Below are 22,492 nucleotides of genomic sequence, written 5' to 3'. Positions count from 1 at the left end.
TGTGTTATCTCCCGTAGAAAAGGTTGGTCTGAACGAATTGGCTAGGTTCGAGCAACGCGCTCAGACCTCCTCGACGCTGTTCGGCTCGCGCCGGGACAGGTCGATACCCAGTTCCTCCGCAGCGCGGAAGACGTCCTCTTCGCTGTCGCGCATCTCGACCCGGCTTCCGTCGGACGAGAGGACCTCGACATTCAGACACAGAGACTGCATTTCCTTGACCAGAACCTTGAAGGACTCCGGGATACCCGGCTCCGGGATGTTCTCGCCCTTGACGATCGCTTCGTAGACCTTCACGCGACCGACCACATCGTCCGACTTGATCGTCAGCAGCTCCTGCAGCGCGAAGGCGGCACCGTAGGCCTCGAGGGCCCACACCTCCATCTCGCCGAACCGCTGACCACCGAACTGCGCCTTACCACCCAGCGGCTGCTGCGTGATCATCGAGTACGGACCGGTCGAGCGGGCGTGGATCTTGTCGTCCACCAGGTGGTGCAGCTTCAGCATGTACATGTAGCCGACGCCGACCGGCTCCGGGAACGGCTCGCCGGAGCGGCCGTCGAAGAGCCGGGCCTTACCGGTGCTGTTGACCATCCGGTCACCGTCGCGGTTCGGCAGGGTCGAGCCGAGCAGGCCGGTGACCTCTTCCTCGCGGGCACCGTCGAAGACCGGGGTGGCGACGTTCGTCATCGGCTCGGCCTCGCCGGCGCCGATCTTGATGAGTCGCTGGGCCCACTCTTCCTTGCTGTCCGGGTCGACCTTCCAGCCGCGGCTGGCGACCCACCCGAGGTGCGTCTCCAGGACCTGACCGACGTTCATCCGGCCGGGCACGCCCAGCGGGTTCAGGATGATGTCGACCTGGGTGCCGTCCTCCATGAACGGCATGTCCTCGACCGGCAGGATCTTCGAGATGACGCCCTTGTTGCCGTGGCGTCCGGCGAGCTTGTCACCGACGGAGATCTTGCGCTTCTGGGCGACGTACACCCGGACCAGCTGGTTGACACCCGGCGGCAGCTCGTCGCCGTTGTCCCGGTCGAAGACCCGGACGCCGATGACGGTGCCCTGCTCACCGTGCGGAACCTTCAGCGAGGTGTCGCGGACCTCCCGCGCCTTCTCACCGAAGATGGCGCGCAGCAGGCGCTCTTCCGGAGTCAGCTCGGTCTCACCCTTGGGCGTGACCTTGCCGACCAGGATGTCACCGGTGGTGACCTCGGCGCCGATCCGGATGATGCCGCGCTCGTCCAGGTCCGCCAGCATCTCGTCGGAGACGTTCGGGATGTCCCGGGTGATCTCCTCCGGACCCAGCTTGGTGTCGCGGGCGTCGACCTCGTGCTCCTCGATGTGGATCGAGGTCAGCAGGTCCTGCTGTACGACGCGCTGCGACAGGATGATCGCGTCTTCGTAGTTGTGACCCTCCCACGGCATGAACGCAACGAGCAGGTTCCGGCCGAGGGCCATCTCGCCCTCGTCGGTGCACGGACCGTCGGCCAGCGGCGAGCCGATCTCGACCCGCTGCCCGGCGTCGACCAGCGGACGCTGGTTGATGCAGGTGCCCTGGTTCGAGCGACGGAACTTCTGCAGCCGGTAGGTCTGGTAGGTGCCGTCGTCGGCGGCGATCTCGATCAGATCGGCCGAGACCTCCTTGACCACACCAGCCTTGTCGGAGACGACCACGTCGCCGGCGTCGACCGCACCGCGGAACTCCATCCCGGTGCCGACCAGCGGCGCGTCCGAGGTGATCAGCGGCACCGCCTGGCGCTGCATGTTCGAGCCCATCAGCGCGCGGTTGGCGTCGTCGTGCTCGAGGAACGGGATCAGGGCGGTCGCGACCGACACCATCTGGCGCGGCGAGACGTCCATGTAGTCGACGTCCGCGACCAGCGCGAGCTCGACCTCACCGTGCCGGCGACGGACCAGCACGCGGTCCTCGGCGAGCCGGTTGTCGTCGGTCAGCGCGGCGTTGGCCTGCGCGATGACGAACCGGTCCTCCTCGTCCGCGGTCAGGTAGTCCACCTGCGTGGTGACCAGACCCTCGATGACCTTGCGGTACGGCGTCTCGACGAAGCCGAACGGGTTCACCCGGCCGTACGACGCGAGCGAGCCGATCAGACCGATGTTCGGGCCTTCCGGGGTCTCGATCGGGCACATCCGGCCGTAGTGGGACGGGTGCACGTCGCGGACCTCGAAGCCGGCCCGCTCACGGCTCAGACCACCCGGGCCGAGCGCGTTCAGCCGGCGCTTGTGGGTCAGACCGGCCACCGGGTTGGTCTGGTCCATGAACTGCGACAGCTGCGACGTACCGAAGAACTCCTTCAGTGCCGCGACCACCGGACGGATGTTGATCAGGGTCTGCGGCGTGATCGCCTCGACGTCCTGGGTCGTCATCCGCTCCCGGACCACGCGCTCCATCCGGGCCAGGCCGGTGCGCAGCTGGTTCTGGATCAGCTCGCCGACGGTACGCAGCCGCCGGTTGCCGAAGTGGTCGATGTCGTCTTCCTCGACGACGATCTCACCGGTCGGCGCGGGCAGCTCGGTCTTACCCTCGTGCAGGGCGACCAGGTACTTGATCGTGGCGACGATGTCGTTGATCGTCAGCACGGCCGTGTCGTGGGTCTCGTCGCGACCCAGCTTCTTGTTGATCTTGTAGCGGCCGACCTTGGCCAGGTCGTAGCGCTTGCCGTTGAAGTAGTAGTTCTCCAGCAGCGCCTGCGCGGCCTCGCGCGTCGGCGGTTCGCCCGGACGCAGCTTGCGGTAGATGTCCAGCAGCGCGTCGTCCTGCCCGGAGGTGTGGTCCTTCTCCAGGGTGAGGCGGATCGACTCGTACTCGCCGAACTCCTCGAGGATCTGCGCGTCGGTCCAGCCCAGGGCCTTCAGCAGCACGGTGACGTTCTGCTTGCGCTTGCGGTCCAGCCGGACACCGACCATGTCCCGCTTGTCGACCTCGAACTCCAGCCACGCACCGCGCGACGGGATCACCTTGGCGGTGAAGATGTCCTTGTCGGACGTCTTGTCCGGCGTGCGCTCGAAGTACACACCGGGCGAACGGACCAGCTGCGAGACGACGACCCGCTCGGTGCCGTTGATCACGAAGGTGCCCTTGCGCGTCATCAGCGGGAAGTCACCCATGAAGACGGTCTGGCTCTTGATCTCGCCGGTCTCGTTGTTCATGAACTCGGCGGTGACGAACAGCGGCGCCGAATACGTGACGTCGCGCTCCTTGCACTCGTCGACCGTGTTCTTCGGCGGCTCGAACCGGTGGTCGCGGAACGACAGCGACATGGTGCCGCTGAAGTCCTCGATCGGGGAGATCTCCTCGAAGATCTCTTCCAGGCCGGAGGGGCCGGACAGTTCGGTCCGTCCTTCGGCCTCGGCGGCGGCCACACGGGCCTGCCAGGTTTCGTTACCGACCAGCCAGTCGAAACTGTCCACCTGCAGCGCGAGCAGATCGGGAACCTCGAGAGGCTGCGCGATCTTCGCGAAGGAGATACGGCGGGGAGAGCCGGAAACGTCGGAAATGCTGTCGGACTGGGGGTTGCGCGAGGCGACCAAGGGGCGTCCTTCCACGGGCTCGCAGAAATCACTTGCGGTGCTGGGAGCGCAGGCCAAACCACCCCAGTCAAATCGTGGACCCGAGCTGAGGTGGGAGAAAGGCAGCGCAAAGCAATAGGCTACCCGATAGAGACAAGCCTGTCCAATGGGGTCCGATAGTTTGCCTTCGGACCACCCTTTCCGTCAAGGACCGACCCGGTGTCTCCAGTGGGTAGATCACCCACGAGACTCCCGGCGTCCTTCTGGTGCGGAGTCACAAAGAGACTACAGTCCGGCGATCTCCTGGACCAGCCATCGGCCGTCATTTCGGACCATCGTGAACCGGGTCCGGTTCAGATCCACCCGGGGCTTACCCTGCGTGATCGTGCTGGTGGTGGTCTGGTTCACGAAGATGATCAGCGTGACCCGGTCGGCGTCGCCGTCGCGGACCCCGACCTCGCGGACCTCGGCCTTCACGGTCGCCTTGGACTTCTTCGCCAGTTCGCCGGCCACCTTGGCGGTCTCGTCGAACTTCCCGGCGAACTCCGGGGTCATCGTCGCCCGCGCCGCCGCGAAACTCTTGTCCAGATCCCGGTAGTCGTAGCTGAGCGCGGTCTCGGCCGCCTTCCGCCCGGCCGCGGCCGCCTCGCCCCGGGCGTCCTCGGCCTGCTTGCCCTGCCAGGCCTTCACCCCGAGCACCGCCGCCACGGTCAGCACCAAGACGATCAGAACCCCGAGGACGGCGTACAGAACACTCCCGACCGGACCTTTTTCACTACTCTCGGTAGTCGGCGGGACCTCTTCGGGCTCCTCAGCAGAGGTCTCCTCGACCTCTACCGTGTCCTGAGTCACATCCTCAAGCGCTTCATCGACCGGCTCTACGGTCGGTGGGACCACGCCTGTACGGCGTTGGCCCGCGATCCGCGGGCGGTTGCGGGGCCGGTCCGGCATCAGCCCACCACCTGGAGATCGGCGGTCAGCCAGCGGTCCTTCTCGCGGACCATGTCCAGCTTGATCCGGTACCGGCGTTCGACCCCGTCGGTGGACGCAGTGTTGGTGACGAGTGCGTTCACGATCACCAGGACCTCGGCCGAGTCCTTGTCCCCGGACACCACCGCGGCCTCCTTCACGTCGCCCTTCGAGGTCGCCTTGTTGGCGGCCACGTCGGTCTTCACTGCCTGGATCCCGGACTCGAACTCCTGCCGGAACTGCCCGGTGGAGTTGTCCAGCACGCGCTTCGAGTCCGCGTCCCAGGTCTGGTAGTCGTAGGTGGTGAAGTCCAGCGCGAGCTGCCGCGCGGACTTCATCGCGCCTTCGCGTAGGGCCTTGTCCTGGCTCTGCTTCTGCAGCGCGATCACCGAGAGGGTTGCGGCGGCCAGGGCGAACACCAGCAGGACGCTCAGCGCCCATGCCACGATCAGCCTGCCCCGCCGGGAGTTGCCCGAAGTCACTTGCCGGTCACCGGTCCGAGGATGAGAGCCTTCCAGGAGTCGCTGCCGAGCAGCTCCTGCTGTCCACCGGTCGAGCCGAGCACCATCTCCGGCATCCCGCCGGAACCGCCCGCCTCACCGGTCGCCGGGTCGTAGCCGATCCCGTACCCGACCCGGTTGTTGCCCGCTCGCGACGACGGCTTCGGCGCGTTCTGCGCGCCCCGGACATTCGTGCCGGTCGACGGCGACGCCGTACAGCCGGCCTTGCTGTTCGCGGCCGTGTCGCTGGTGTCCTGCGGGACCCGCCAGCTGTCCTTGGAGTAGCCGGCCCGGCAGGCCGGCGGCGTGAACCCGAGCACCAGCCCGAAGTGGGCGTCGTAGTGCCCGGTCCCGGGATCCTTGGCCGGTACGACGTACCCACCCATCGCGACCGCCGGATACACGACGAGCAGCTGCTCGACGGCATCGAGCCGGACCGCGGTCAACTGGTTCACCGTCAGCAGGTTACCCAGCAGCACCGCGATGTCGGCGCGGTTGTCCTGGATCAGGCCGGTGATCTGGGTCGAGGCGTTCGAACCCTGGTCGATCACCTTGCGCAGGTTCGCGTCCGAGCCGACCAGGGCGTCGGACAGCAGCGCGAGGTTCTTCGCCCAGGTCTTGATCGCGTCGCCACTGGCCACCTGGGTGGCCAGCACGGTGTCGCCGTCGTTGATCAGCTTGATCGTCTGCAGGATGTTCGCGTCCGCGTCGTCGATCAGCAGGCCGGAGTTGTCGATGATCCGCTGCAGGTCGGTCCCGCGACCCTTCAGCGCGGCGCCGAGCTCCTTGACCGTGGTCCGCAGGCTGTCCTGGTTCACCGAGTTGACCAGCTGGTCGAGGTTCAGCAGCAGCTCGGTGGTGTCGATCGGGATCGCGGTGTTCTCCCGGTCGATCCGCGAGTTGTCCTTCAGGTACGGGCCCTCGTCGCGGCGCGGCTGCAGGTCGACGTACTGCTCGCCGATCGCGGACCGGTTCGCCACCACGGCGAGCAGGTCGTTCGGGATCTTGGTCTTCTTGTCGATGTCCAGGTCGACCAGCACACCGTCGGGCAACAGCTTCAGCTCGCCGACCCGGCCGACCGGCTGGCCGCGGTACGTCACCTCGGCGCCTTCGAAGATGCCGCCGGACTCGGCGAAACTGGCGCTGACCGTGTAGTCCTCGTCGAACAGCAGCTTGTCGATCTGCGCGTACTTCGCGCCGACGAACGCGATTCCGACGACGGTGATCAGCAGGAACACCATCAGCTGGATCCGGACTCCCCTGGTGATCACTTCACCACCCCCGGCATCAGTGCGCGGGCCAGGTCGGGATCGAACCCGGCCCGGTTGAGCTTCGGGCCGCAGACCGGCAACAGGAGCACGGTCACACAGGTCGTGGCGATCCCGGTCGGCTTCTGCGTCGGATTCGCCCCCGGCTTGGTCGGGAGGTGCACCGGGAGGCTGATGTTGCCGGTCGGCAGCGCGGTCGGGCCAATGGTCGGCAGATCCAGACCGATCAGGCCCTTGAGCAGCTTCTGGGTGTTGATGTCCAAGGTGATACCGAGGTTCGTGTAGTCACCCTGGACACCCCGTGCGGCGGCATCCGGGAACGGGTAGGTGAACAGCAGCTCGAGTGACTTCGGCAGGTTCTCCCCCGCCTCGGCCAGCTTCGTCAGGATCGGGTACAGCGACTGCAGGTTCGCGACCAGGTCCTTCTGCGCGGACGTGATCACCCGGGTCGCCGTGCTGCCCAGCGTCGACAGAGCCTGCAGCGTCTTGACCAGTGCGGCCCGCTGCTTGTCCAGGGTCGCGATCGACTTCGGCAACGAGTCGATCGCGGTCGCCAACGTCGCCTTCTGGGCGTTCAGCTTCTTGGCCAGCGCGTCGACCGCAGTGATCGCGGTGACGATCTTCTGCTTGTTCTGGTCCAAGGTGCCGACGAAGGTGTCGAGCTGGGTGAGCACGCTCTTGATGGCCGGCTCGTTCCCAGTCAGCGCCTTGTTCAGCTCTTGGGTGATGATCTGCAGCTGCGCGACACCGCCGCCGTTCAGCAGCAGGGACAGCGCGGCCAGGACCTCTTCGACCTCGACATTGCTGGTCGTCCGCGACAGCGGGATGACTTCGCCGTCGTCGAGCCGGCCGCGCGGCGCCTCCTGACCGGTCGGCTGTGCCAGCGACACGAACTTCTCGCCGAGCAGGCTGGTCTGGCGGATCGTCGCGCGCTCGTTGTCCGGCAGCTCGAGACTCTTCGGCAACCGGATCCGCACCTTGGCGACGTACCCCTCAAGCCAGACCTTCTCGACCGTGCCGACGGTGACGTCATCGACCTTCACCGTCGACTTCGGCACCAGGTCCAGGACGTCGGCGAACTCGACAGTGACCGTGTACGACGGCCCCTTGATCTTCGCGCCACCGGGCAAGGGCAACGAGTACACGCTGAAATCACACCCGGTCAGCGCCATCGCCATCGCGAGCGCTCCGGCCACAAGTGCCCAGCGTCGGCTGTGGTTCGAGCGATTGCGGTGTTCAGGTGCGTGCATCGGGGTGCCGGAGGAGCGGCCTCGATGCTTTTCCATCGTGGCTGTTCCTCCGGTGCCGCGAGGTGCGTGCCTGGGTGCCGCAAGCGCCGAAGCACGGCCGACGCTGGGCACTCGCGCCGTACGACGTCTCATCGGACCAGCCCTCCGAGAGTCGGGTCGACGGGGTCGGGGCTGGTCGGCTTGGGCTTCTCGACCTCGCCGGCCGCGGCCCACGGCGTACCGGCTGGGCCTCCACTGGCCGGCGCGCTGCCGGTCAGCTGGCTGAGCAGCGGCAGCTTCGGCAGTGAATCCAGCACCGGCTTGAGCAGTGAGCAGGTCGACAGCGGCTGGTTGACCTGCAACAACAGAGAGCAGATGAACGACGACGGGTTGTCGAGCTGGGCCAGGTTGATCCGCTGGTCCAGCGTGCCGAACTGCGGGTTGTAGACCCGGGCCAGGTTGCCCAGGCCGAGCGCCGCGGTGTCGAGGATCTGGGCCAGCGCGGCCTTCTCCTTGACCAGGATCTGGGAGATCTCGGTGGCACCGGAGACCGTGTTCTTCACCAGCGCCCGGTTCTCCTTGACGAACGTCGCGACCTCGCCGAGCGCGGTCGCGAGTAGCGACAGCGCAGACGTCAGGTCCTTGCGCTCACCGGCCAGCGTTGTGGACGTCGCGGCGAAGTTGGCGTTGAACTGCTTGACCAGCGCGTCGTTCGCAGCGAGCGCGGAGACGAAGGTCTGCAGCTGCCGGATCGTCGCGAAGAGGCTCTGCGAGTTGCCGGCCAGCGTCCCGGTCAGCTTGGAGACATCGGTGATCGTCTGGTTGAGCTTCGCGCCCTGACCGTTCAGGTTCTTCGCCGAGACATCCAGCAGCCGCGACAGCGCGCCCTGGTCATTGGCGCCCTTCGGCCCGAGTGCGACGGACAGATCGTTCAGGCTCTGGTAGATCTGGTCGAGCTCCAGCGGGACGGCCGTGCGCTCGATCGGGATCTGCGCTCCATCGGCCATCACATCGCCCTTGGAGTACACCGGGGTCAGCTGCACATACCGATCGGCGACGATCGACGGCGCTGCGATCACGGCCTTCGCCGTGGCCGGCACCTTGTGCTTGGCCTCCCACCAGAACTTCACCCGGATCGTCCGCCCGGCCGGGGTGACGCTCTCCACCTCACCGACCTTGATCCCGAGGATCCGGACGTCGGAACCGGGATAGACCGACACCGCGCGCGGGAAGTACGCCGTCGCCGACACCCGCTCGGGGTTCGGCCACAGCGAGATCACGCTGACCGTGAGGATCACGAAGACGACCGCGATCGCGATCAGCCGGGAGAACGACGAGACCTTCGTCATCGGCCGCCTCCCAGGATCGGCGGCAGACCGGGGATCGGCACCTTCGGCAGCGGCACTTCGGGGACCGGCACCAGGTTCTGCAGGTAGACGTCGAACCACGGCCCGGTGCCGAGCGTGTTGGTGAAGACCCGGATGAACGGCGCGAGTCCCTTGATACTCGCGTCCAGATCCTTCTGGTTCTTCAGCAGTACGGCGAGCACCGCGTTCACCTTCTGCAGAGTCGGGCCGAGGTCCTTGCGGTTCTCCCGGACCAGCGCGGTGATCTGCGCGGACAGCTTCTGCGTCGAGACCAGCAACTGGTGGATCAGCGCCCGCCGGGCCTGCACGGCCTGGAAGACGGTGTTGCCGTCCTTCATCAGCTTGATCAGCTGCTGGTTGCGGTCGGCGAGCACCTTGGTGACCGTGTTCGAGTGCTGCAGCAGGAGCTTCAGCTGCTCATCGCGCTTGGCGACGTTGCGGGAGAGCCGGGACAGACCGGTCAGCGAGGCCTGCACCTCCTCCGGAGTGTTCTTGAACGTCGTCGACAGTGTGTCCAGGGCCTTCGCCAGCTGCGCGGTGTCGATCCGCTCGGTCGTGTTCGCGAGATCCGAGAACGCGTCCACGACGTCGTACGCCGAAACTGTCCGGGCCAGCGGAATCTCGGAGCCGGCCTTCAGTTGGCCGCCGCCGGACGGGTTCAGCTTCAGGTACTTCTGGCCGAGCAGCGTCTTGATCTTCATCTCGGCGCCGGTCTGGTCGCCCAGCTTCACGCCCTTGTCGATGACGAAGTCGACCCGGACGTGGGTGCCGTCGAGCTCGACCTTGCGGACCTGCCCGACCCGGACCCCGGCGACCCGGATCTCGTCGTTCGGCTTCAGGCCACCGGCCTCGGAGAACTGCGCGGAGTACTTGGTCCCGCCACCGATCAGCGGCAGGTCCTGTGCCTTGAACGCGGCCAGCATGATCAGCCCGATCACCGTCAGGCCGATGACGCCGATCGTCACCTGGTTCTGTTCCCGGAAAGGTTTCACGGCTTCTTGCACCTCGCCGAGTTGTTGTCGTAGCTGACCGGGAGCCGCGTCCCGGTCGGCAGCGTGACGTTGCCGTCGAAGTTGCACAGGTAGAAGTTGAACCAGGAGCCGTACGACGCGGTGCGGGTCATCGTGTTCAGCTTTTCCGGCATGTAGTTCAGCGTCTTCACCCAGATGCCCTGGGTGTCGTCCAGCGTGGTCGCGACCGTGCGCAGCCGGTCCAGGTCGGCCTTGATCGGCACCCGGGTCTGCTGCAGCAAGCCAGCTGTCTTGGTGTTCAGCGAGTTGATCGAGCCGAGCGAGTTCAGGATCGGGTTGATGTCCTGGCTCAGGCCGGTGATGAACTGCTGCAGGTTGACCAGCAGCTGGGAGAAGTTCTGCTGGCGCTGCGAGACGATCTGCAATGTCGAGGTCAGGTTGGTGATCAGACTGCCGATCACTTCGTCCGCGTCGGCCAGTGTGGTGGTCAGCGAGGCAGTCTTGGCCAGCAGCGACTCGATCGTGCCGCCCTCGCCCTGCAGCACCTTGATCACCTCGAACGCGAACTGATTCACGTCCGCCGGGGTGAGCGCGGTGAACAGCGGCTTGAAGCCGTTGAACAGCACCGACAGGTCGAGCGCGGGCGCGGTCCGCTCCTTCGGGATCAGGCCGTTCGCCTTCAGCCGCTCGCCACCGCCGACGCCGTCGGTGAGGGCGATGTACCGGTTGCCGACCAGGTTGCGGTAGCGCAGCGTCGCCTTCGTCGAAGTGTCGACGATCTGATCGGAGTCCACGCTGAAGGTCACCATCGCCAGCGTGTTCTGGTAGAGCGCGATCTTGTCGACCTGCCCCACCTTCACCCCGGCGATCCGGATGTCGTCACCCTGGTTCAGCCCGACCGCGTCGGTGAACACGGCCCGGTACTTCGTCGTCGCGTTGAAGGTGATGTTGCCGATCGTCACCGCCAGCAGCGCGGTCGCGATCGTGGTCACCACGACGAAGATCGACAGCCGGACGATGTCCAGCGAGGTCTTCTTGTCCAGTAATTTGGTCATTTGAGATTCACCTGCCCACCACGCAGCAGCGGGCCCACGAGGAGCGTGGTCAGATCCGGTACGTCGCTCGCCGGGACACCCATCGACGGTGCCACGACTGCATCGATCACCTTCTGCTCGGCCGGCGTACCGACGCCTTGGGTGTCCATTGCGAACCCGGGCATCGCGCGGTTCAGCGTCAGGTTCAGCGGGAACTTGGCCAGCTTGCCGTGGTCGCCGATCACGCCGTCCTCACCCGTGATGTACGGCGCGGGATTCTGCTGCGTGTACGGACCCGGCTTCGCACCCGGGTGGCTGTAGTTCTTGCCCACACAGGTCGGGCCGCGATGATCGGCGTACTTCGGCAACTCGTTCGGCTCGTACGGCGTCGGCTGGTTGGTGATGATCTCGAGATTGATGTTCAGCCGCCCGTCGCGGAACGTGTCGTTCAGGATCGGGGTGGTGTCCGTCATCACCTTCAGGAAGCACGGCACCTCGGGCGAGTAGCGCTCCAGCAGATCGAGCACCGGCCGGCTCACCTCGCCGAGGCGGATGACGCGGTCCTCGTTCTGCTTCAGGAACGTGTCCGTGGTCGAGGACAGCGTCTGTACGTCGACGAAGAACTTCTGCAGCTGTTGTTCCTTCTCGACCACCGTGTTCCCGGTGATGGTCAGGTTGCGCAGCGCCCGGACGAGATCCGGCGTGGCGTCGCCGTACAGCTCGGAGACCTGAGTGAGCTTGGTCAGCGCGGCCATCAGCTTCGGGACGTTCGGGTTCAGCTTCTTCAGGTAGCTGTCGAGCTGGGTCAGCGTCCCGGCGATCTCGGTACCGCGGCCCTCCAGCGCGGTGGCCAGCGTGTTCAGCGTCGCGTTCAGGTCGGCCGGGTCGACCGCCTGCAGCAACGGCAGGGCGTCGTTCAGCACCTTCTCGATCTCGATGCCGACCGCGGTCTTGTCCCGGGCGATCACGTCGCCGGCCCGGATGTGGCGGCCGGCGGCACCGCTCGGCGGCACCAGGGCGACGTACTTCTCGCCGAACAGGGTCTTGGGCAGGATCCGCGCACTGACCGCGCTGGAGATCTCGTTGATCTGATCCGGCTTCAAGGCGAGCTTCACGGTCGCCTCGTCACCGTTGGTCGAGGTCCCGACGACCTCGCCGACGATGATGCCGCGCAGCTTCACATCCGCGTGCTCGTTGAGCTGCAGACCGATGTGACTGGTCTTCAGCTCCACGTTGACGGTGTCGGTGAAGACCTTCGCGTAGAAGGCGTACGTCAGCCACAGCAGGAAACACAGCACGCCGATGAAGGCCACGCCGTACGCCTTGTGCGGGAGTCTGTTGATCATCCGGCCAACCTCACGGTGGTCGTCGTACCCCAGATGGCCATCGACAGCAGCAGGTCGACCACGTTGATGACGACGATCGACGTACGGACTGCGCGGCCGACGGCGACGCCCACGCCCGCGGGACCGCCGCTCGCGTGGTAGCCGTGGTAGCAGTGCACGAGGATCACCAGCACCGCGAAGACCAGCACCTTGCCGAACGACCACAACACGTCGCCCGGTGGTAAGAACAGATGGAAGTAATGGTCGTACGTCCCGGTGCTCTGCCCGTAGAACGTGGTCACGGTCAGCCGGGTCGCGAAGTACGACGAGAGCAGACCGACGACGTACAACGGGATCACCGCGATCAGGCCGGCGATGATCCGGGTGGTGACCAGGAACGGCAGCGACGGGATCGCCATCACCTCGAGGGCGTCGATCTCCTCGCTGATCCGCATCGCGCCGAGCTGGGCGGTGAAACCGCAGCCGACAGTCGCGGCCAGCGCGATGCCGGCGATCAGCGGGCCGATCTCGCGAGTGTTGATATAGGCGCTGACGAAGCCCGCGAAGGCCGACGTACCGATCTGGTTCAGCGCCGAGTAGCCCTGCAGGCCGACCTCGGTACCGGTGAAGAAGGCCAGGAAGGTGATCACGCCGACGGTGCCGCCGATCACGGCGAGCGCGCCGGTGCCGAGCGTCACCTCGGCCAGCAGGCGGAGGATCTCCTTGCGGTACCGGGTGATCGACTTACCGGACCAGGCCAAAGCCTTGATGTAGAAGGCAAGCTGCTCGCCGAGCCGATCCAGCGAGTTCAGCGGCTTCTTCACCAGGGTGTCCATCAGGGCCGACACGTCACGCCCCCTTCGGCGGGACGAGCTGGAAGTAAATCGCGGTCATCGAGAAGTTCGCGACGAACAGCAGCATGAACGTGATGACGACCGACTGGTTCACGGCATCGCCGACACCCTTCGGCCCGCCGCCTGCGTTCATGCCCTTGTACGACGCGACGACCGCTGCGATGAAGCCGAAGACCAGCGCCTTCGCCTGGCCCTGCCACAGGTCAGGCAGGTGGGCGAGCGCGGTGAAGCTGGCTATGTAGGACCCTGGCGTGCCGTCCTGCAGGACGACGTTGAAGACGTAACCGCCCATCACGCCGACGACACTGACGAAACCGTTCAGGAAGAAGGCGACCAGCATCGTCGCCAGCACCCGCGGCACCACCAGCCGCTGGATCGGGTCGATCCCGAGCACCATCATCGCGTCGAGCTCTTCGCGGATCTTCCGCGCACCCAGGTCGGCGCAGATCGCCGAACCACCGGCGCCGGCGATCAGCAGCGCGGTCGCGATCGGCGACGCCTCCCGGACCACGGCCAGTACGGCGGCCGACCCGGTGAAGGCCTGCGCGCCGAACTGCTTGATCAGTCCACCGACCTGCAACGCGATGACCGCACCGAACGGGATCGCGACCAACGCGGTCGGGATGATCGTCACGCTCGCCACGAACCAGGCCTGCTGCAGGAACTCCTTCAGCTGGAAAGGACGACGTACCGACGCCCTCATCGTGTCGAGGGCGAAGGAGAACAGGTTGCCGGCGTGCTTCAGCGGGGCGGTCGCGGACAGTGTCACGTAGCCCCCACGACATCCGTGGCGAACGACCCGGGTGGCGGGGTGACGCCGTTCTCACGGCACCAGTCACCTGGCGGCCGCTGGGTCGGACGCAGTACGCCGCTGCTCGGCAACTGCTGGATCGGGATCGGCGGCAGTGGCGGCAGCTCCTGGTCGGCCTCGCGGGCGAGCTCGTCGGCGTCCTTCTCCTCCGACATGCCGATCGGGCCGACGCGCTGCGCGTTCAGGAACTGGCGAACCACCGGCTCCTCGCTGGACAGCAGCATCTCGCGCTGCCCGAACATGGCCAGGTGCCGGTGGTACAGCAGGCCGATGTTGTCCGGGACCGTGCGGGCGGTGTTGATGTCGTGGGTGACGATCAGGCAGGTCGCCTGGGTCATCTCGTTCAGATCGATGATCAGCTGGTTCAGGAACGCCGTCCGGACCGGGTCCAGACCCGAGTCGGGCTCGTCGAACAGCAGGATCTCCGGCTCCAGCACCAGTGCCCGGGCCAGCCCGGCGCGCTTGCGCATACCGCCCGAGATCTCGCCGGGAAGCTTGCGCTCGGCACCGACCAGACCGACCATCTCCATCTTCTCCATCACGATGGAGCGGATCTCGGCCTCGGACTTCTTGGTGTGCTCACGCAGCGGGAACGCGACGTTGTCGTACAGGTTCATCGAGCCGAACATCGCGCCGTCCTGGAACAGCACCCCGAACAGCTTGCGGATCTCGTAGAGCTCCCGCTCGCTGCAGGTGGCGATATCGGTGCCCTCGATGTGGACATGGCCGCGATCCGGTTTGAGCAGGCCGATCAGGGTCTTCAGGAATACGGACTTCCCCGTACCGGAAGGGCCCAGCATCACGCAGATCTCACCGGCCGGCAGGGTCAGGGACACATCGCCCCAGATCAGCTGGCTACCAAAGGATTTGGTGAGACCTTCGACGCGGACTTCTACGCCCACCGGTCCTCCTCACGGGATCTAAGTTCTTGCCCCGAACCGACGAGTACTTCGATTCCAACGAGGGAGCAGTGGCCTAGGTTACGCACGAGTACGGTTTTGCGTAACCCCTCAAAGTCAAGCGATTGCGATCCTAGCCAGGTCGAAATGCAGAAGGGCGGCCTCCCCGAGGGAGACCGCCCTTCTCTACAAACTTGTTACGTCCCTTAGCGGAACGTAACCGACATCACTTGAGGGTGACGGTGGCGCCGGCGCCCTCGAGGGCTTCCTTCGCCTTCTCGGCCGAAGCCTTGTCAACCTTCTCCAGGATCGCCTTCGGGGCGGACTCAACCAGGTCCTTGGCCTCCTTCAGACCAAGGCTGGTGAGACCGCGCACCTCCTTGATGACCTGGATCTTCTTGTCGCCGGCGCTCTCGAGGACGACGTCGAACTCGTCCTGCTCGGCGGCCTCTTCGACCGGGGCGCCCGGGGCACCCGGGGCGGCGGCAACGGCAACCGGGGCGGCGGCGGTGACGCCGAACTCCTCCTCGAAAGCCTTAACGAACTCCGACAGCTCCAGCAGGGTCAGTTCCTTGAACTGGCCGAGGAGCTCTTCGGTGCTGAGCTTCGCCATGGTGGCGGTCCTTCCTGAACGGTGAATCACTGAAATGGGGTCGTGCAGTGAGATCGGCCTCAGCTGTCAGCTGCGGCAGTCTCCTCGGTGCTCGCCTCGGCAGGTGCGTCGACCGTGTCCTGCACGGTCTCCTCGGCCGCGGCCTCGGGAGCCGAAGCCCCGTCCGCCGGCAGCGTGTCCTGCAGCGCCGCGAACAGGCGCGCGGCCTGCGACAGCGGAGCAGCGAACAGCGACACCGCTTGCTGCGGAGCCGCCTTCATCGCACCTGCGAGCTTCGCGAGGAGGACCTCACGCGACTCCAGGTCAGCGAGCTTGCTGATCTCGTCAGAGCTGAGCGCCTTGCCTTCGAGCACTCCACCCTTGATGACGAGAAGGGGATTCGCCTTGGCGAAGTCACGCAGACCCTTGGCCGCAACCACCGCATCGCCCTTGATGAAGGCGATGGCCGACGGACCCTCGAGCAACGAGTCGAACGACTCGACACCCGCGTCCTTGGCCGCGATCTTGGTCAGCGTGTTCTTCACCACGGCGTAGTTCACGTCGTCACCGAGCGCAGTCCGCAGATTCCGCAGCTGCGCCACAGTGAGTCCGCGGTACTCGGTCAGCACGGCGCCGTTCGAGCTACGGAACTCGTCCGTCAGCTCTGCGACAGCGGCTGCCTTGTCCGGCCTCGCCATGGGGTCTCCTTCGTTTGGCTTTCTCGCCGTAGACCCCAGGAAATGAAAAACGCCCCTGCGCAAGTGGCAAGGGCGTGAACATGCAAACTACACTCACACTTCTCATCACCTGCGCGGGCCGCCCACCTGAGTGGGACTTTCAGCTACCTAGGGCAGCCACCAGCGGTCTTCGGCAGTGTTCAGAGTAGTTGATGCAGTCAGCCTGACCAAATCGGCGGCTACTCCACCGGGTGCGGTGGGATCCACCGGCGCATGGCCGCGGCCGCTGCCCACCCGGTTGCGGCCATCACGAAGACGGCTGGGCCGAGGCCCAGCAGTGCAGTGGCGCCGGCCAGCAGTAGTGGGCCGGCGCCGTTGCCGGTGTCCGCGAACAGGCGGAATGCCCCCAGGAACTGCGCCCGCCCGACCGGTGGCGAGGCGTCCGCTCCGAGCGTCATGATCACCCCCGCGCCGAGCCCGTTGCCAACACCCATCAGCAATGCGACCGCCGTGAGCGTCGCAGCGGTGTGGGTGAGCGGCAGCAGCAGATGTGCCGTCCCCAGAACGAGCATGGACGGTACGGCGACCCACTTGCGGCCGAAGCGGTCCATGACTGAGCCGGCTGGATAAAACAGCAGCATGTCCACCGCACCGGAGAGTCCGAAGATGATGCTGGTGGTCTGAGCGTCCAGTCCGATGTGCAGGGCCCACAGCGGTACGACGACCTGACGCGACGCGCGGACTGCGCCGACCAGAAGGGCACCGGTACCGAGAGTTCGCAGTACTGGCAGGTGCTCGCGGATCACGCCCAGCGTGGACTGGGCTGCGACTGGCCTGCTGCCGCGAGTCCGGCGTACCGACTCGATGTCGGGAAGGCTCACGAGGACTATGCAGGCCAGTACTGCGCCGACGAGGTGGACCCAGTAGGCACCGTCAGTTCCGAGGAAGCGCATCGCCAGTGCGCCAAGGAACGGTCCGATGAAGGAGCCGATGCGTTGGACACCGCCGAGGGTGGACAGGGCGCGGGCGCGGAGCTCGATCGGCACTGCTTCGCTGAGGTAGGCCTGCCGAGCCAGACCCCAGACTGAGCCAGCCAGTCCGGTGACGCCGATCGCCAGCGCGAGCCCCCACACAGTCGGCGCCAGGAGGCAGGCGACCAGGGCCAGCGAGACCAGGACGGTCGCACCGAGCATCGCGCGGCGTTCGCCGATCTTCGTGGTGAGAGCACCGGCTGGGATGTCGCCGATGACCTGACCGAGACCGGCCGCTGCGACGACCACACCGGCGATGGCGGGTGATGCGCCGAGGTGAGTGGCCGAGACCGCGATGACTGGGGCTATGGCGCCTTGGCCGATGCCGTAGAGCAGTGCGGGGACATAGACCGACGGTGCGATCTTGAGCAGGGCGGCCGGGCCGGCCATCAGCGCACAGCCTGCTGTACGCCGCGGTCTCGTGCTGCAGTGGTTGCACCGAGGAGTTCGGACACTTCCCAGGCGGCGGGAGCGACCAGTGCGCCTAGCTCGTCCAGTCGCTGGGGAGACATCCGCATCTCCGGACCAGAGATCGACAGACAGCCGACCACCTGGCCGGAGTAGTCGAAGACCGGTGCGGCGACCGAGCAGATCCCCTGCGTCCGCTCGGTCGCCGACTTGGCGTAGCCCCGCGCACGAATCTCTGCGAACTGTGTGGCGAGGACGTCGGGGTCGGTGATCGTGTTCGGCAGCACCTGCTCGAGACGCCCGGTCAGCACCGCCACCTGCCGTTCCCAGGGCGAGAACGCGAGCAGCACCTTGCCGGGCGCCCCCTGCGGCAGCGGCACCGGAATGCCGAACTCTGTATAGGTACGGCGCAACTGGTGCCGGCTCTCGACCTGATCGAGCACCATGCGGTGTGCGGTCGGCAGCAACTCGTGCACAGCCGCCGTCTCCTCGGAGTCGTCCCGGAGTCTCCGCAGCACCGGCATGGCCGCGTCGCGCAGTGTCGCCGGGACTCCAGTCGCATGCGCCAACCGGGCGACCAGCGGCCCGATCGCATACCGCCGTTGGGCGGTCTGCCGAATCAGCCCGTTCTCCAGCATGGCCAGCAGCAGGCGGTGCACAGTGCTCGTCGACAACCCGGTCGCCCGGGACAGGTCGCTGATCCCGAGGTCCGGCGTACGAGCGTCGAAGCAGCGCAGGATCGCGACCGCACGGTCGATCGACTGCACCGAACCGCGCTGAATGATTTCCTGCATGGCAGGATCCTATCCCGCGATGTGGAAAACCTGCCAGCGATTAGGGTCATCCGGTGACGATCACGCAGACGTGGCGACGACTCGACAGCTGGCTGGCCGAGCACGCGCCGGCGACGTACCTCGTACTGGCGCCGCCCGCGAGCGATGCCGAACTGGACGCGGCTCGTCAGGTGGTCGAGCTACCGCCGGACCTCATCGAGTCACTGCGATGCCACAACGGACTGACCACTTGGGCGAACCTGCTCCCCGAGGCGCCACCGTCGAGCGCGGCGCAGATCGCCGACAACTGGCAGCTGCGGATGGACATCGCGGCGGATGTCGACGGCTTCACGGTGCACGCGTGGAACACCGAGCCCTATTGGCACCCGGCCTGGATTCCCTGGGCGGACGCCGATGGCGATCTGCAGGTCATCGACGGTTCCGGCCGGCTCGGCATGGCCAGCCACGACGGGGTCGGCGACTTCAGCACCGGCTGGCCGGACCTCGCGTCGTACCTCTCGGCCGTTGTCGACGCGCTCCACACGGGGACCGGGGTCAACGGCTGGTACCCGTATCTCACGACCCACCAGGAGCTGTGGTGGGACCGCGGCCCGGATCAGCAGTTCGTCAACGACGAACCTCTGATCCGGGTACCCGTCGTCAGCTGAGAACGGCGAGGGCGTCGATCTCGACGAGCATGTCCGGCAGCGGGAGGCCGGTGAAGACGGTGGTGCGGGACGGCAGGACGCCGCTCGGGGTGCGGGTGGAGACGAACTCGGCGTAGGCCTCGTTCATGGCGGCGAAGTCGTCGCGGGTGGTCAGGTAGACGCGCAGCATCAGTACGTCGTCCAGGCTGCCGCCACCGGCCTTGAGGATCGCCTCGATGTTCTGCAGGACCCGGGTGGTCTGGGCCTTCACGTCGCCGACGAAGACGAACTCGCCGGTCGCGGGGTCGACCGAGCCCTGGCCGGAGACCTGCAGGATGTTGCCCTTGCGGACGCCCTGCGAGAACACCGGCAGCGGTGCGGGTGCGTCAGTGGTGGAGACGGCGGTCTTGTCGGACATCAGGTCGGACACCTCTCAGTTGTAGTCGGCGCTTCAGTTGTAGTCGGCGCTGATCGCCTGGGTGGTGGCGAGCAGCTCAGGCAGGAGTTCGAGCACCTGCTCATAGTTCAGCAGCACATCCGGGACGGACACCGACACGGCCCCGACAACGCGGCCGGCCTGGTCCAGGACCGGCGCACCGATGCAGTTCATGAACGACTCGTGCTCGGCCTTGTCCTGCGCCCAGCCGCGGGTCCGGACTGTGTCCAGCTCGTCGCGCAGGGCATCCGCATCAGTGATGGTCTGCGGGGTGAACGCGTGGTAGTCCAGCGATGCCAGCACCGCCTCACGTTGCCGCTTGGGCTGCGCTGCCAGCAGGATCTTCCCGACCGCTGTGCAGTGCAGAGCCGCCGGTACGCCGATCTGCGAGTACATGCGGAACGTACGCACACTGTCGAGCTTGTCGATGTAGATGACCTCGCCGTTCTCCCACGCGGCCAGGTGAACGGTCTGACCGGTCTTCTGATTCAGCTGACGCAGATGTGGTGCAGCCACTTCCCGTACGACGTGCTGCTCGCGCGCCGCATCCGCCAACGCGAACAAGCGGGAGCCCAACCGATAGCGGTGCGCCTCATCGCGCCGTACGAAGCGGTCTGCCTCCATGGTGCGCAGCAGCCGGAGCACTGTGGTCTTGTGGACGCCGAGCTCGGTCGCGAGCTGATCCAGCGACCGCTCGCCCTCCCCCAGGCTGGCCAGGATCTGCAGGGCTCTCGCGAGGCTCTGGCTCATACCTTCGTCGCCGCCCACTCGTCGTCATCGGCGTTGAGCAGTCTGTCCCGCAGCTCGGGGGCCAGCGGCGCAGCATGGTCTTCCGGTACGGCGAGCACTGCTGCGGCATTCAGATGCCCGAGGCGCAGCCGCTGCTTCATCGGCAGGTCCTGCAGCGTCCCCGCGAGGAAGCCGGCTGCGAACGCATCCCCGGCTCCTACTGGCTCGACCACCTCGACAGTGAGCGCCGGAACCTCGGTACGGCGGCCGTCCGGCTCCAGCGCGACTGCAGTGTGCGCATCGTTCTTGACGACCAGCGTGCAGTCCTTGCCGAACCGTTCGCGCAGCTCAGCGGGGTCATTGGTTCCTGTGAACACCAGCGCCTCATCAGCACCGATCAGTACGACGTCGGCCGCGCGCAGCAACCGCCAGAGCGGCTCCGGATCCTTGTCGCGCCACAACACCGGCCGCCAATTCAGATCAACACTGAGAACGAAGTCCCCGCGGAGCTCGTCCAGCATCCGCGCAGTGTCCGGGGACAGCGCCGCAGTGATGCCGGTGGTGTGCACGATCCTCGCGCTGCGGAGTCTGTCGGCCACCTCAGGATGCTGCAGGAACGCGGGGCTCATCGCCGATGCCGCGGAGCCGGTTCGGTAGTAGTGCATGCGAGACCGGCCGTCGATCGACTCCTTCACGTACAGAGCGGTCGGCCGGTCCGGATCGATCTCCACACCGTCGACATCGACGCCACGTCCGCGCAGATCCCGCAGGACCTGCCGGCCGAAGCCGTCATCGCCGAGCCGCGACACCCAGCTCGTCGGTACGCCGAGACCGGCCAGGCCGCCGGCCACATTGCACTCCGCGCCACCCACCGACCGACGGAACGTCTCGACGTCCTCGAGCGGTCCGGCGGCTCCCGCGAGCATGATCATCGCCTCGCCGACACAGACGACGGCGCTGTCCCCACCCGAATGGCCCGGCCCGAGTTCCGTCTCAGTGCGCGGGTCGGGCATCTGCGCTCCTAGGGACCGGGTGATGGGATAGGTGTGTAACTGCGGTCGTTGACGCAACTTCGAGCGCGATGCTACAACCGTCAGGTCAGAATGCGCAATGAACGTTGCGTATTCTGCAACTACTCCCAGGGGACTCGATGCCTGCTTACGATGCTGCCGCCATCGCCGCGCTTGCCGACGAGCGGGTGAGCCGCCGCGACCGGGTACTGCCGCCCGCCTTCTGGGGCCGGACCGTCGCCGAGGTCCTGGCCGAGCGCCCGAGGCTGTCGCAGCTGCCGACCCCGTTGATGACGCTGTCCGCGCCCGGGGTGCGGCACAACGTCGAGACTCTCGCCCGCTGGTGCGCGCATCACGGCGTCGAGCTCGCGCCGCATGGCAAGACCACGATGGCGCCTGCGCTGTGGGCGCAGCAGTTGGATGCCGGCGCGTGGGCGATCACGCTGGCCAACGTGTTCCACCTCGCGATCGCTCGCCAGTTCGGCGTCCGCCGGGTGCTGATTGCGAATTCGGTCGTCTCCCCGTTGCAGTTGCGCTGGGTCGCCGATGAGCTGGCCCGGGATCCCGAGTTCGAGGTCATGGTCTGGGCCGACTCGGTCCGGACTGTCGAGATCATGGAGGCGGCTCGGTCGGCGCATGTCGGCCCGGATGCGCGACCGCTCGACGTACTGGTTGAGCTCGGTGCGCCCGGTGGTCGGACCGGTGCCCGGGACTTCGAGACCGCCCAGGCCGTCGCCTCGGCGGTGGCGGAAGCCTCGACATTGCGACTGGTCGGGGTGGCAGGCTACGAAGGCGCGGTTAGCAGCGGCGTCGACGAGGCCGCGCTGAGCGCCGTACGGGCGTTTCTACGCGACATGGCTGAGCTGCACTCGCGACTCGGCAAGCTGTACGACGAGGGTGTCGAACCGATCGTCACCGCCGGCGGCAGCGAGTACTTCGAACTGGTGGCCGAGGTACTGGGTCCGATCGACGATGCCCGGGTCGTGCTGCGTTCCGGCGCCTACATCTCGCACGATGACGGGCTCTACCGGCGGGTGTCACCACTGGGCCAGTCACCGCGCACCGACGGCGAGCAGTTGGTCGCGGCGATGCACGGGTGGATGCGGATCACCTCGCAACCCGAGCCAGGGCTGGCGATCTTCGACGCCGGGCGACGGGACTTCCCGGTCGACCAGGACATGCCCGAGCCGCAGCTGATCCGGCCGCGCTCGGTTGGTGAACCGGTGCTCCCTGCAACCGGCATGACGGTGACCAAACTGAACGACCAGCACGGTTATCTGCGGTTCGGCGAGGAACCGGTGGTGATCGGAGACGAACTCCGGGTCGGTCTCTCGCACCCGTGTACCGCGTTCGACAAGTGGGGGCTGATCCCGGTCGTGGACGACCCGGACGCGGCCGATCCCGTCGTCGTCGACCTGATCCGGACGTACTTCTGAG

21 protein-coding genes are annotated in these 22,492 nt (G+C 66.5%); 2 read left to right on the top strand and 19 right to left on the bottom strand.

Features of this window, described 5'->3' with window-relative positions; all coding sequences use genetic code 11:
* Positions 1-60 precede the first annotated feature (60 nt).
* The 16 genes from rpoB to ABD231_RS02115 all read right to left on the bottom strand — a co-directional run bounded on the left by rpoB (position 61) and on the right by ABD231_RS02115 (position 18,254).
* Positions 61-3,546, bottom strand: coding sequence for a DNA-directed RNA polymerase subunit beta (rpoB, locus tag ABD231_RS02190; protein ID WP_344144577.1), 3,486 nt, complete (start codon positions 3,544-3,546; stop codon positions 61-63).
* A gap of 264 nt (positions 3,547-3,810) precedes the next feature.
* Positions 3,811-4,377 carry a hypothetical protein gene (locus ABD231_RS02185; protein ID WP_344144575.1) on the bottom strand — a complete coding sequence of 189 codons (567 nt, stop codon included), beginning with the start codon at positions 4,375-4,377 and terminating at the stop codon, positions 3,811-3,813.
* A 98-nt stretch (positions 4,378-4,475) separates the two neighbouring features.
* Entirely contained in the window at positions 4,476-4,940 is a 465-nt protein-coding gene (locus tag ABD231_RS02180; protein WP_344144573.1) for a hypothetical protein, read from the bottom strand.
* 32 nt (positions 4,941-4,972) lie between these two features.
* Positions 4,973-6,265 carry an MCE family protein gene (locus ABD231_RS02175; RefSeq protein ID WP_344144571.1) on the bottom strand — a complete coding sequence of 431 codons (1,293 nt, stop codon included), beginning with the start codon at positions 6,263-6,265 and terminating at the stop codon, positions 4,973-4,975.
* Positions 6,262-7,548: an MCE family protein gene (locus ABD231_RS02170; RefSeq protein WP_344144569.1), complete on the bottom strand. Its 1,287-nt coding sequence runs from the start codon at positions 7,546-7,548 to the stop codon at positions 6,262-6,264. Before ABD231_RS02170 ends, ABD231_RS02175 begins: the two co-directional genes overlap by 4 nt.
* Before the next feature lie 92 nt (positions 7,549-7,640).
* The gene (locus ABD231_RS02165; protein WP_344144567.1) at positions 7,641-8,840 is read right to left on the bottom strand and encodes an MCE family protein; all 1,200 of its coding nucleotides are present in this window, start codon (positions 8,838-8,840) and stop codon (positions 7,641-7,643) included.
* Positions 8,837-9,850, bottom strand: coding sequence for an MCE family protein (locus ABD231_RS02160; protein ID WP_344144565.1), 1,014 nt, complete (start codon positions 9,848-9,850; stop codon positions 8,837-8,839). Before ABD231_RS02160 ends, ABD231_RS02165 begins: the two co-directional genes overlap by 4 nt.
* Positions 9,847-10,884, bottom strand: coding sequence for an MCE family protein (locus tag ABD231_RS02155; protein WP_344144563.1), 1,038 nt, complete (start codon positions 10,882-10,884; stop codon positions 9,847-9,849). The genes ABD231_RS02160 and ABD231_RS02155 overlap by 4 nt, the downstream gene beginning before the upstream one ends.
* Entirely contained in the window at positions 10,881-12,209 is a 1,329-nt protein-coding gene (locus ABD231_RS02150) for an MCE family protein (RefSeq protein ID WP_344144562.1), read from the bottom strand. Before ABD231_RS02150 ends, ABD231_RS02155 begins: the two co-directional genes overlap by 4 nt.
* Positions 12,206-13,024: an MlaE family ABC transporter permease gene (locus tag ABD231_RS02145; RefSeq protein WP_344145581.1), complete on the bottom strand. Its 819-nt coding sequence runs from the start codon at positions 13,022-13,024 to the stop codon at positions 12,206-12,208. Before ABD231_RS02145 ends, ABD231_RS02150 begins: the two co-directional genes overlap by 4 nt.
* 13 nt (positions 13,025-13,037) lie before the next feature.
* The gene (locus ABD231_RS02140; RefSeq protein ID WP_425554138.1) at positions 13,038-13,811 is read right to left on the bottom strand and encodes an MlaE family ABC transporter permease; all 774 of its coding nucleotides are present in this window, start codon (positions 13,809-13,811) and stop codon (positions 13,038-13,040) included.
* Positions 13,808-14,755 carry an ABC transporter ATP-binding protein gene (locus tag ABD231_RS02135; RefSeq protein ID WP_344144560.1) on the bottom strand — a complete coding sequence of 316 codons (948 nt, stop codon included), beginning with the start codon at positions 14,753-14,755 and terminating at the stop codon, positions 13,808-13,810. Before ABD231_RS02135 ends, ABD231_RS02140 begins: the two co-directional genes overlap by 4 nt.
* Before the next feature lie 223 nt (positions 14,756-14,978).
* Positions 14,979-15,365 (bottom strand): 50S ribosomal protein L7/L12, encoded by a 387-nt coding sequence (gene rplL, locus ABD231_RS02130; RefSeq protein WP_344144558.1) that lies wholly within the window; start codon positions 15,363-15,365, stop codon positions 14,979-14,981.
* A 59-nt stretch (positions 15,366-15,424) separates the two neighbouring features.
* A complete protein-coding gene (gene rplJ / locus ABD231_RS02125; RefSeq protein WP_344144556.1) occupies positions 15,425-16,042 on the bottom strand; it encodes a 50S ribosomal protein L10 in 618 nt (205 codons plus the stop codon).
* 218 nt (positions 16,043-16,260) lie between these two features.
* Positions 16,261-17,442 carry an MFS transporter gene (locus ABD231_RS02120; RefSeq protein WP_344144554.1) on the bottom strand — a complete coding sequence of 394 codons (1,182 nt, stop codon included), beginning with the start codon at positions 17,440-17,442 and terminating at the stop codon, positions 16,261-16,263.
* Positions 17,442-18,254, bottom strand: coding sequence for an IclR family transcriptional regulator (locus tag ABD231_RS02115; protein WP_344144552.1), 813 nt, complete (start codon positions 18,252-18,254; stop codon positions 17,442-17,444). Before ABD231_RS02115 ends, ABD231_RS02120 begins: the two co-directional genes overlap by 1 nt.
* Before the next feature lie 53 nt (positions 18,255-18,307).
* Here ABD231_RS02115 and ABD231_RS02110 point away from each other — a divergent pair, with 53 nt between their 5' ends.
* On the top strand, positions 18,308-18,901 hold the full coding sequence (locus ABD231_RS02110) for an SMI1/KNR4 family protein (RefSeq protein WP_344144550.1): 594 nt from the start codon (positions 18,308-18,310) through the stop codon (positions 18,899-18,901).
* Here the strand turns inward: ABD231_RS02110 and ABD231_RS02105 are convergent.
* The 3 genes from ABD231_RS02105 to ABD231_RS02095 are packed head-to-tail and all read right to left on the bottom strand — an operon-like array spanning position 18,894 to position 21,058.
* Positions 18,894-19,298: a RidA family protein gene (locus ABD231_RS02105; RefSeq protein WP_344144549.1), complete on the bottom strand. Its 405-nt coding sequence runs from the start codon at positions 19,296-19,298 to the stop codon at positions 18,894-18,896. The two genes, ABD231_RS02110 and ABD231_RS02105, sit on opposite strands and share 8 nt — an antisense overlap.
* Positions 19,299-19,331: 33 nt before the next feature.
* Positions 19,332-20,066 (bottom strand): IclR family transcriptional regulator, encoded by a 735-nt coding sequence (locus tag ABD231_RS02100; protein WP_344144547.1) that lies wholly within the window; start codon positions 20,064-20,066, stop codon positions 19,332-19,334.
* Positions 20,063-21,058, bottom strand: a complete 996-nt coding sequence (locus ABD231_RS02095) for a sugar kinase (protein WP_344144545.1) — start codon at positions 21,056-21,058, stop codon at positions 20,063-20,065. The genes ABD231_RS02100 and ABD231_RS02095 overlap by 4 nt, the downstream gene beginning before the upstream one ends.
* Before the next feature lie 137 nt (positions 21,059-21,195).
* Between ABD231_RS02095 and ABD231_RS02090 the strand changes: the two genes are divergently transcribed.
* Positions 21,196-22,491: a type III PLP-dependent enzyme domain-containing protein gene (locus ABD231_RS02090; RefSeq protein WP_344144543.1), complete on the top strand. Its 1,296-nt coding sequence runs from the start codon at positions 21,196-21,198 to the stop codon at positions 22,489-22,491.
* Position 22,492: the final 1 nt, after the last annotated feature.

This window comes from Kribbella yunnanensis, from assembly GCF_039529655.1.
In the GTDB taxonomy this organism is placed as follows: Bacteria; Actinomycetota; Actinomycetes; order Propionibacteriales; family Kribbellaceae; genus Kribbella; species Kribbella yunnanensis.
The sequence above is the reverse complement of the archived record's forward strand: the minus strand, read 5'-3'. Positions and strand labels throughout refer to the sequence as shown.

Excerpts from the sequence above, each read along its gene's own strand:
- ABD231_RS02170 (WP_344144569.1), bottom strand. The coding sequence starts at position 7,548 with ATGGAAAAGCATCGAGGCCGCTCCTCCGGCACCCCGATGCACGCACCT.
- ABD231_RS02165 (WP_344144567.1), bottom strand. The coding sequence starts at position 8,840 with ATGACGAAGGTCTCGTCGTTCTCCCGGCTGATCGCGATCGCGGTCGTC.
- ABD231_RS02155 (WP_344144563.1), bottom strand. The coding sequence starts at position 10,884 with ATGACCAAATTACTGGACAAGAAGACCTCGCTGGACATCGTCCGGCTG.
- ABD231_RS02150 (WP_344144562.1), bottom strand. The coding sequence starts at position 12,209 with ATGATCAACAGACTCCCGCACAAGGCGTACGGCGTGGCCTTCATCGGC.
- ABD231_RS02145 (WP_344145581.1), bottom strand. The coding sequence starts at position 13,024 with ATGGACACCCTGGTGAAGAAGCCGCTGAACTCGCTGGATCGGCTCGGC.
- rplL (WP_344144558.1), bottom strand. The coding sequence starts at position 15,365 with ATGGCGAAGCTCAGCACCGAAGAGCTCCTCGGCCAGTTCAAGGAACTG.
- rplJ (WP_344144556.1), bottom strand. The coding sequence starts at position 16,042 with ATGGCGAGGCCGGACAAGGCAGCCGCTGTCGCAGAGCTGACGGACGAG.
- ABD231_RS02120 (WP_344144554.1), bottom strand. The coding sequence starts at position 17,442 with ATGGCCGGCCCGGCCGCCCTGCTCAAGATCGCACCGTCGGTCTATGTC.
- ABD231_RS02115 (WP_344144552.1), bottom strand. The coding sequence starts at position 18,254 with ATGCAGGAAATCATTCAGCGCGGTTCGGTGCAGTCGATCGACCGTGCG.
- ABD231_RS02105 (WP_344144549.1), bottom strand. The coding sequence starts at position 19,298 with ATGTCCGACAAGACCGCCGTCTCCACCACTGACGCACCCGCACCGCTG.
- ABD231_RS02100 (WP_344144547.1), bottom strand. The coding sequence starts at position 20,066 with ATGAGCCAGAGCCTCGCGAGAGCCCTGCAGATCCTGGCCAGCCTGGGG.
- ABD231_RS02095 (WP_344144545.1), bottom strand. The coding sequence starts at position 21,058 with ATGCCCGACCCGCGCACTGAGACGGAACTCGGGCCGGGCCATTCGGGT.
- ABD231_RS02090 (WP_344144543.1), top strand. The coding sequence starts at position 21,196 with ATGCCTGCTTACGATGCTGCCGCCATCGCCGCGCTTGCCGACGAGCGG.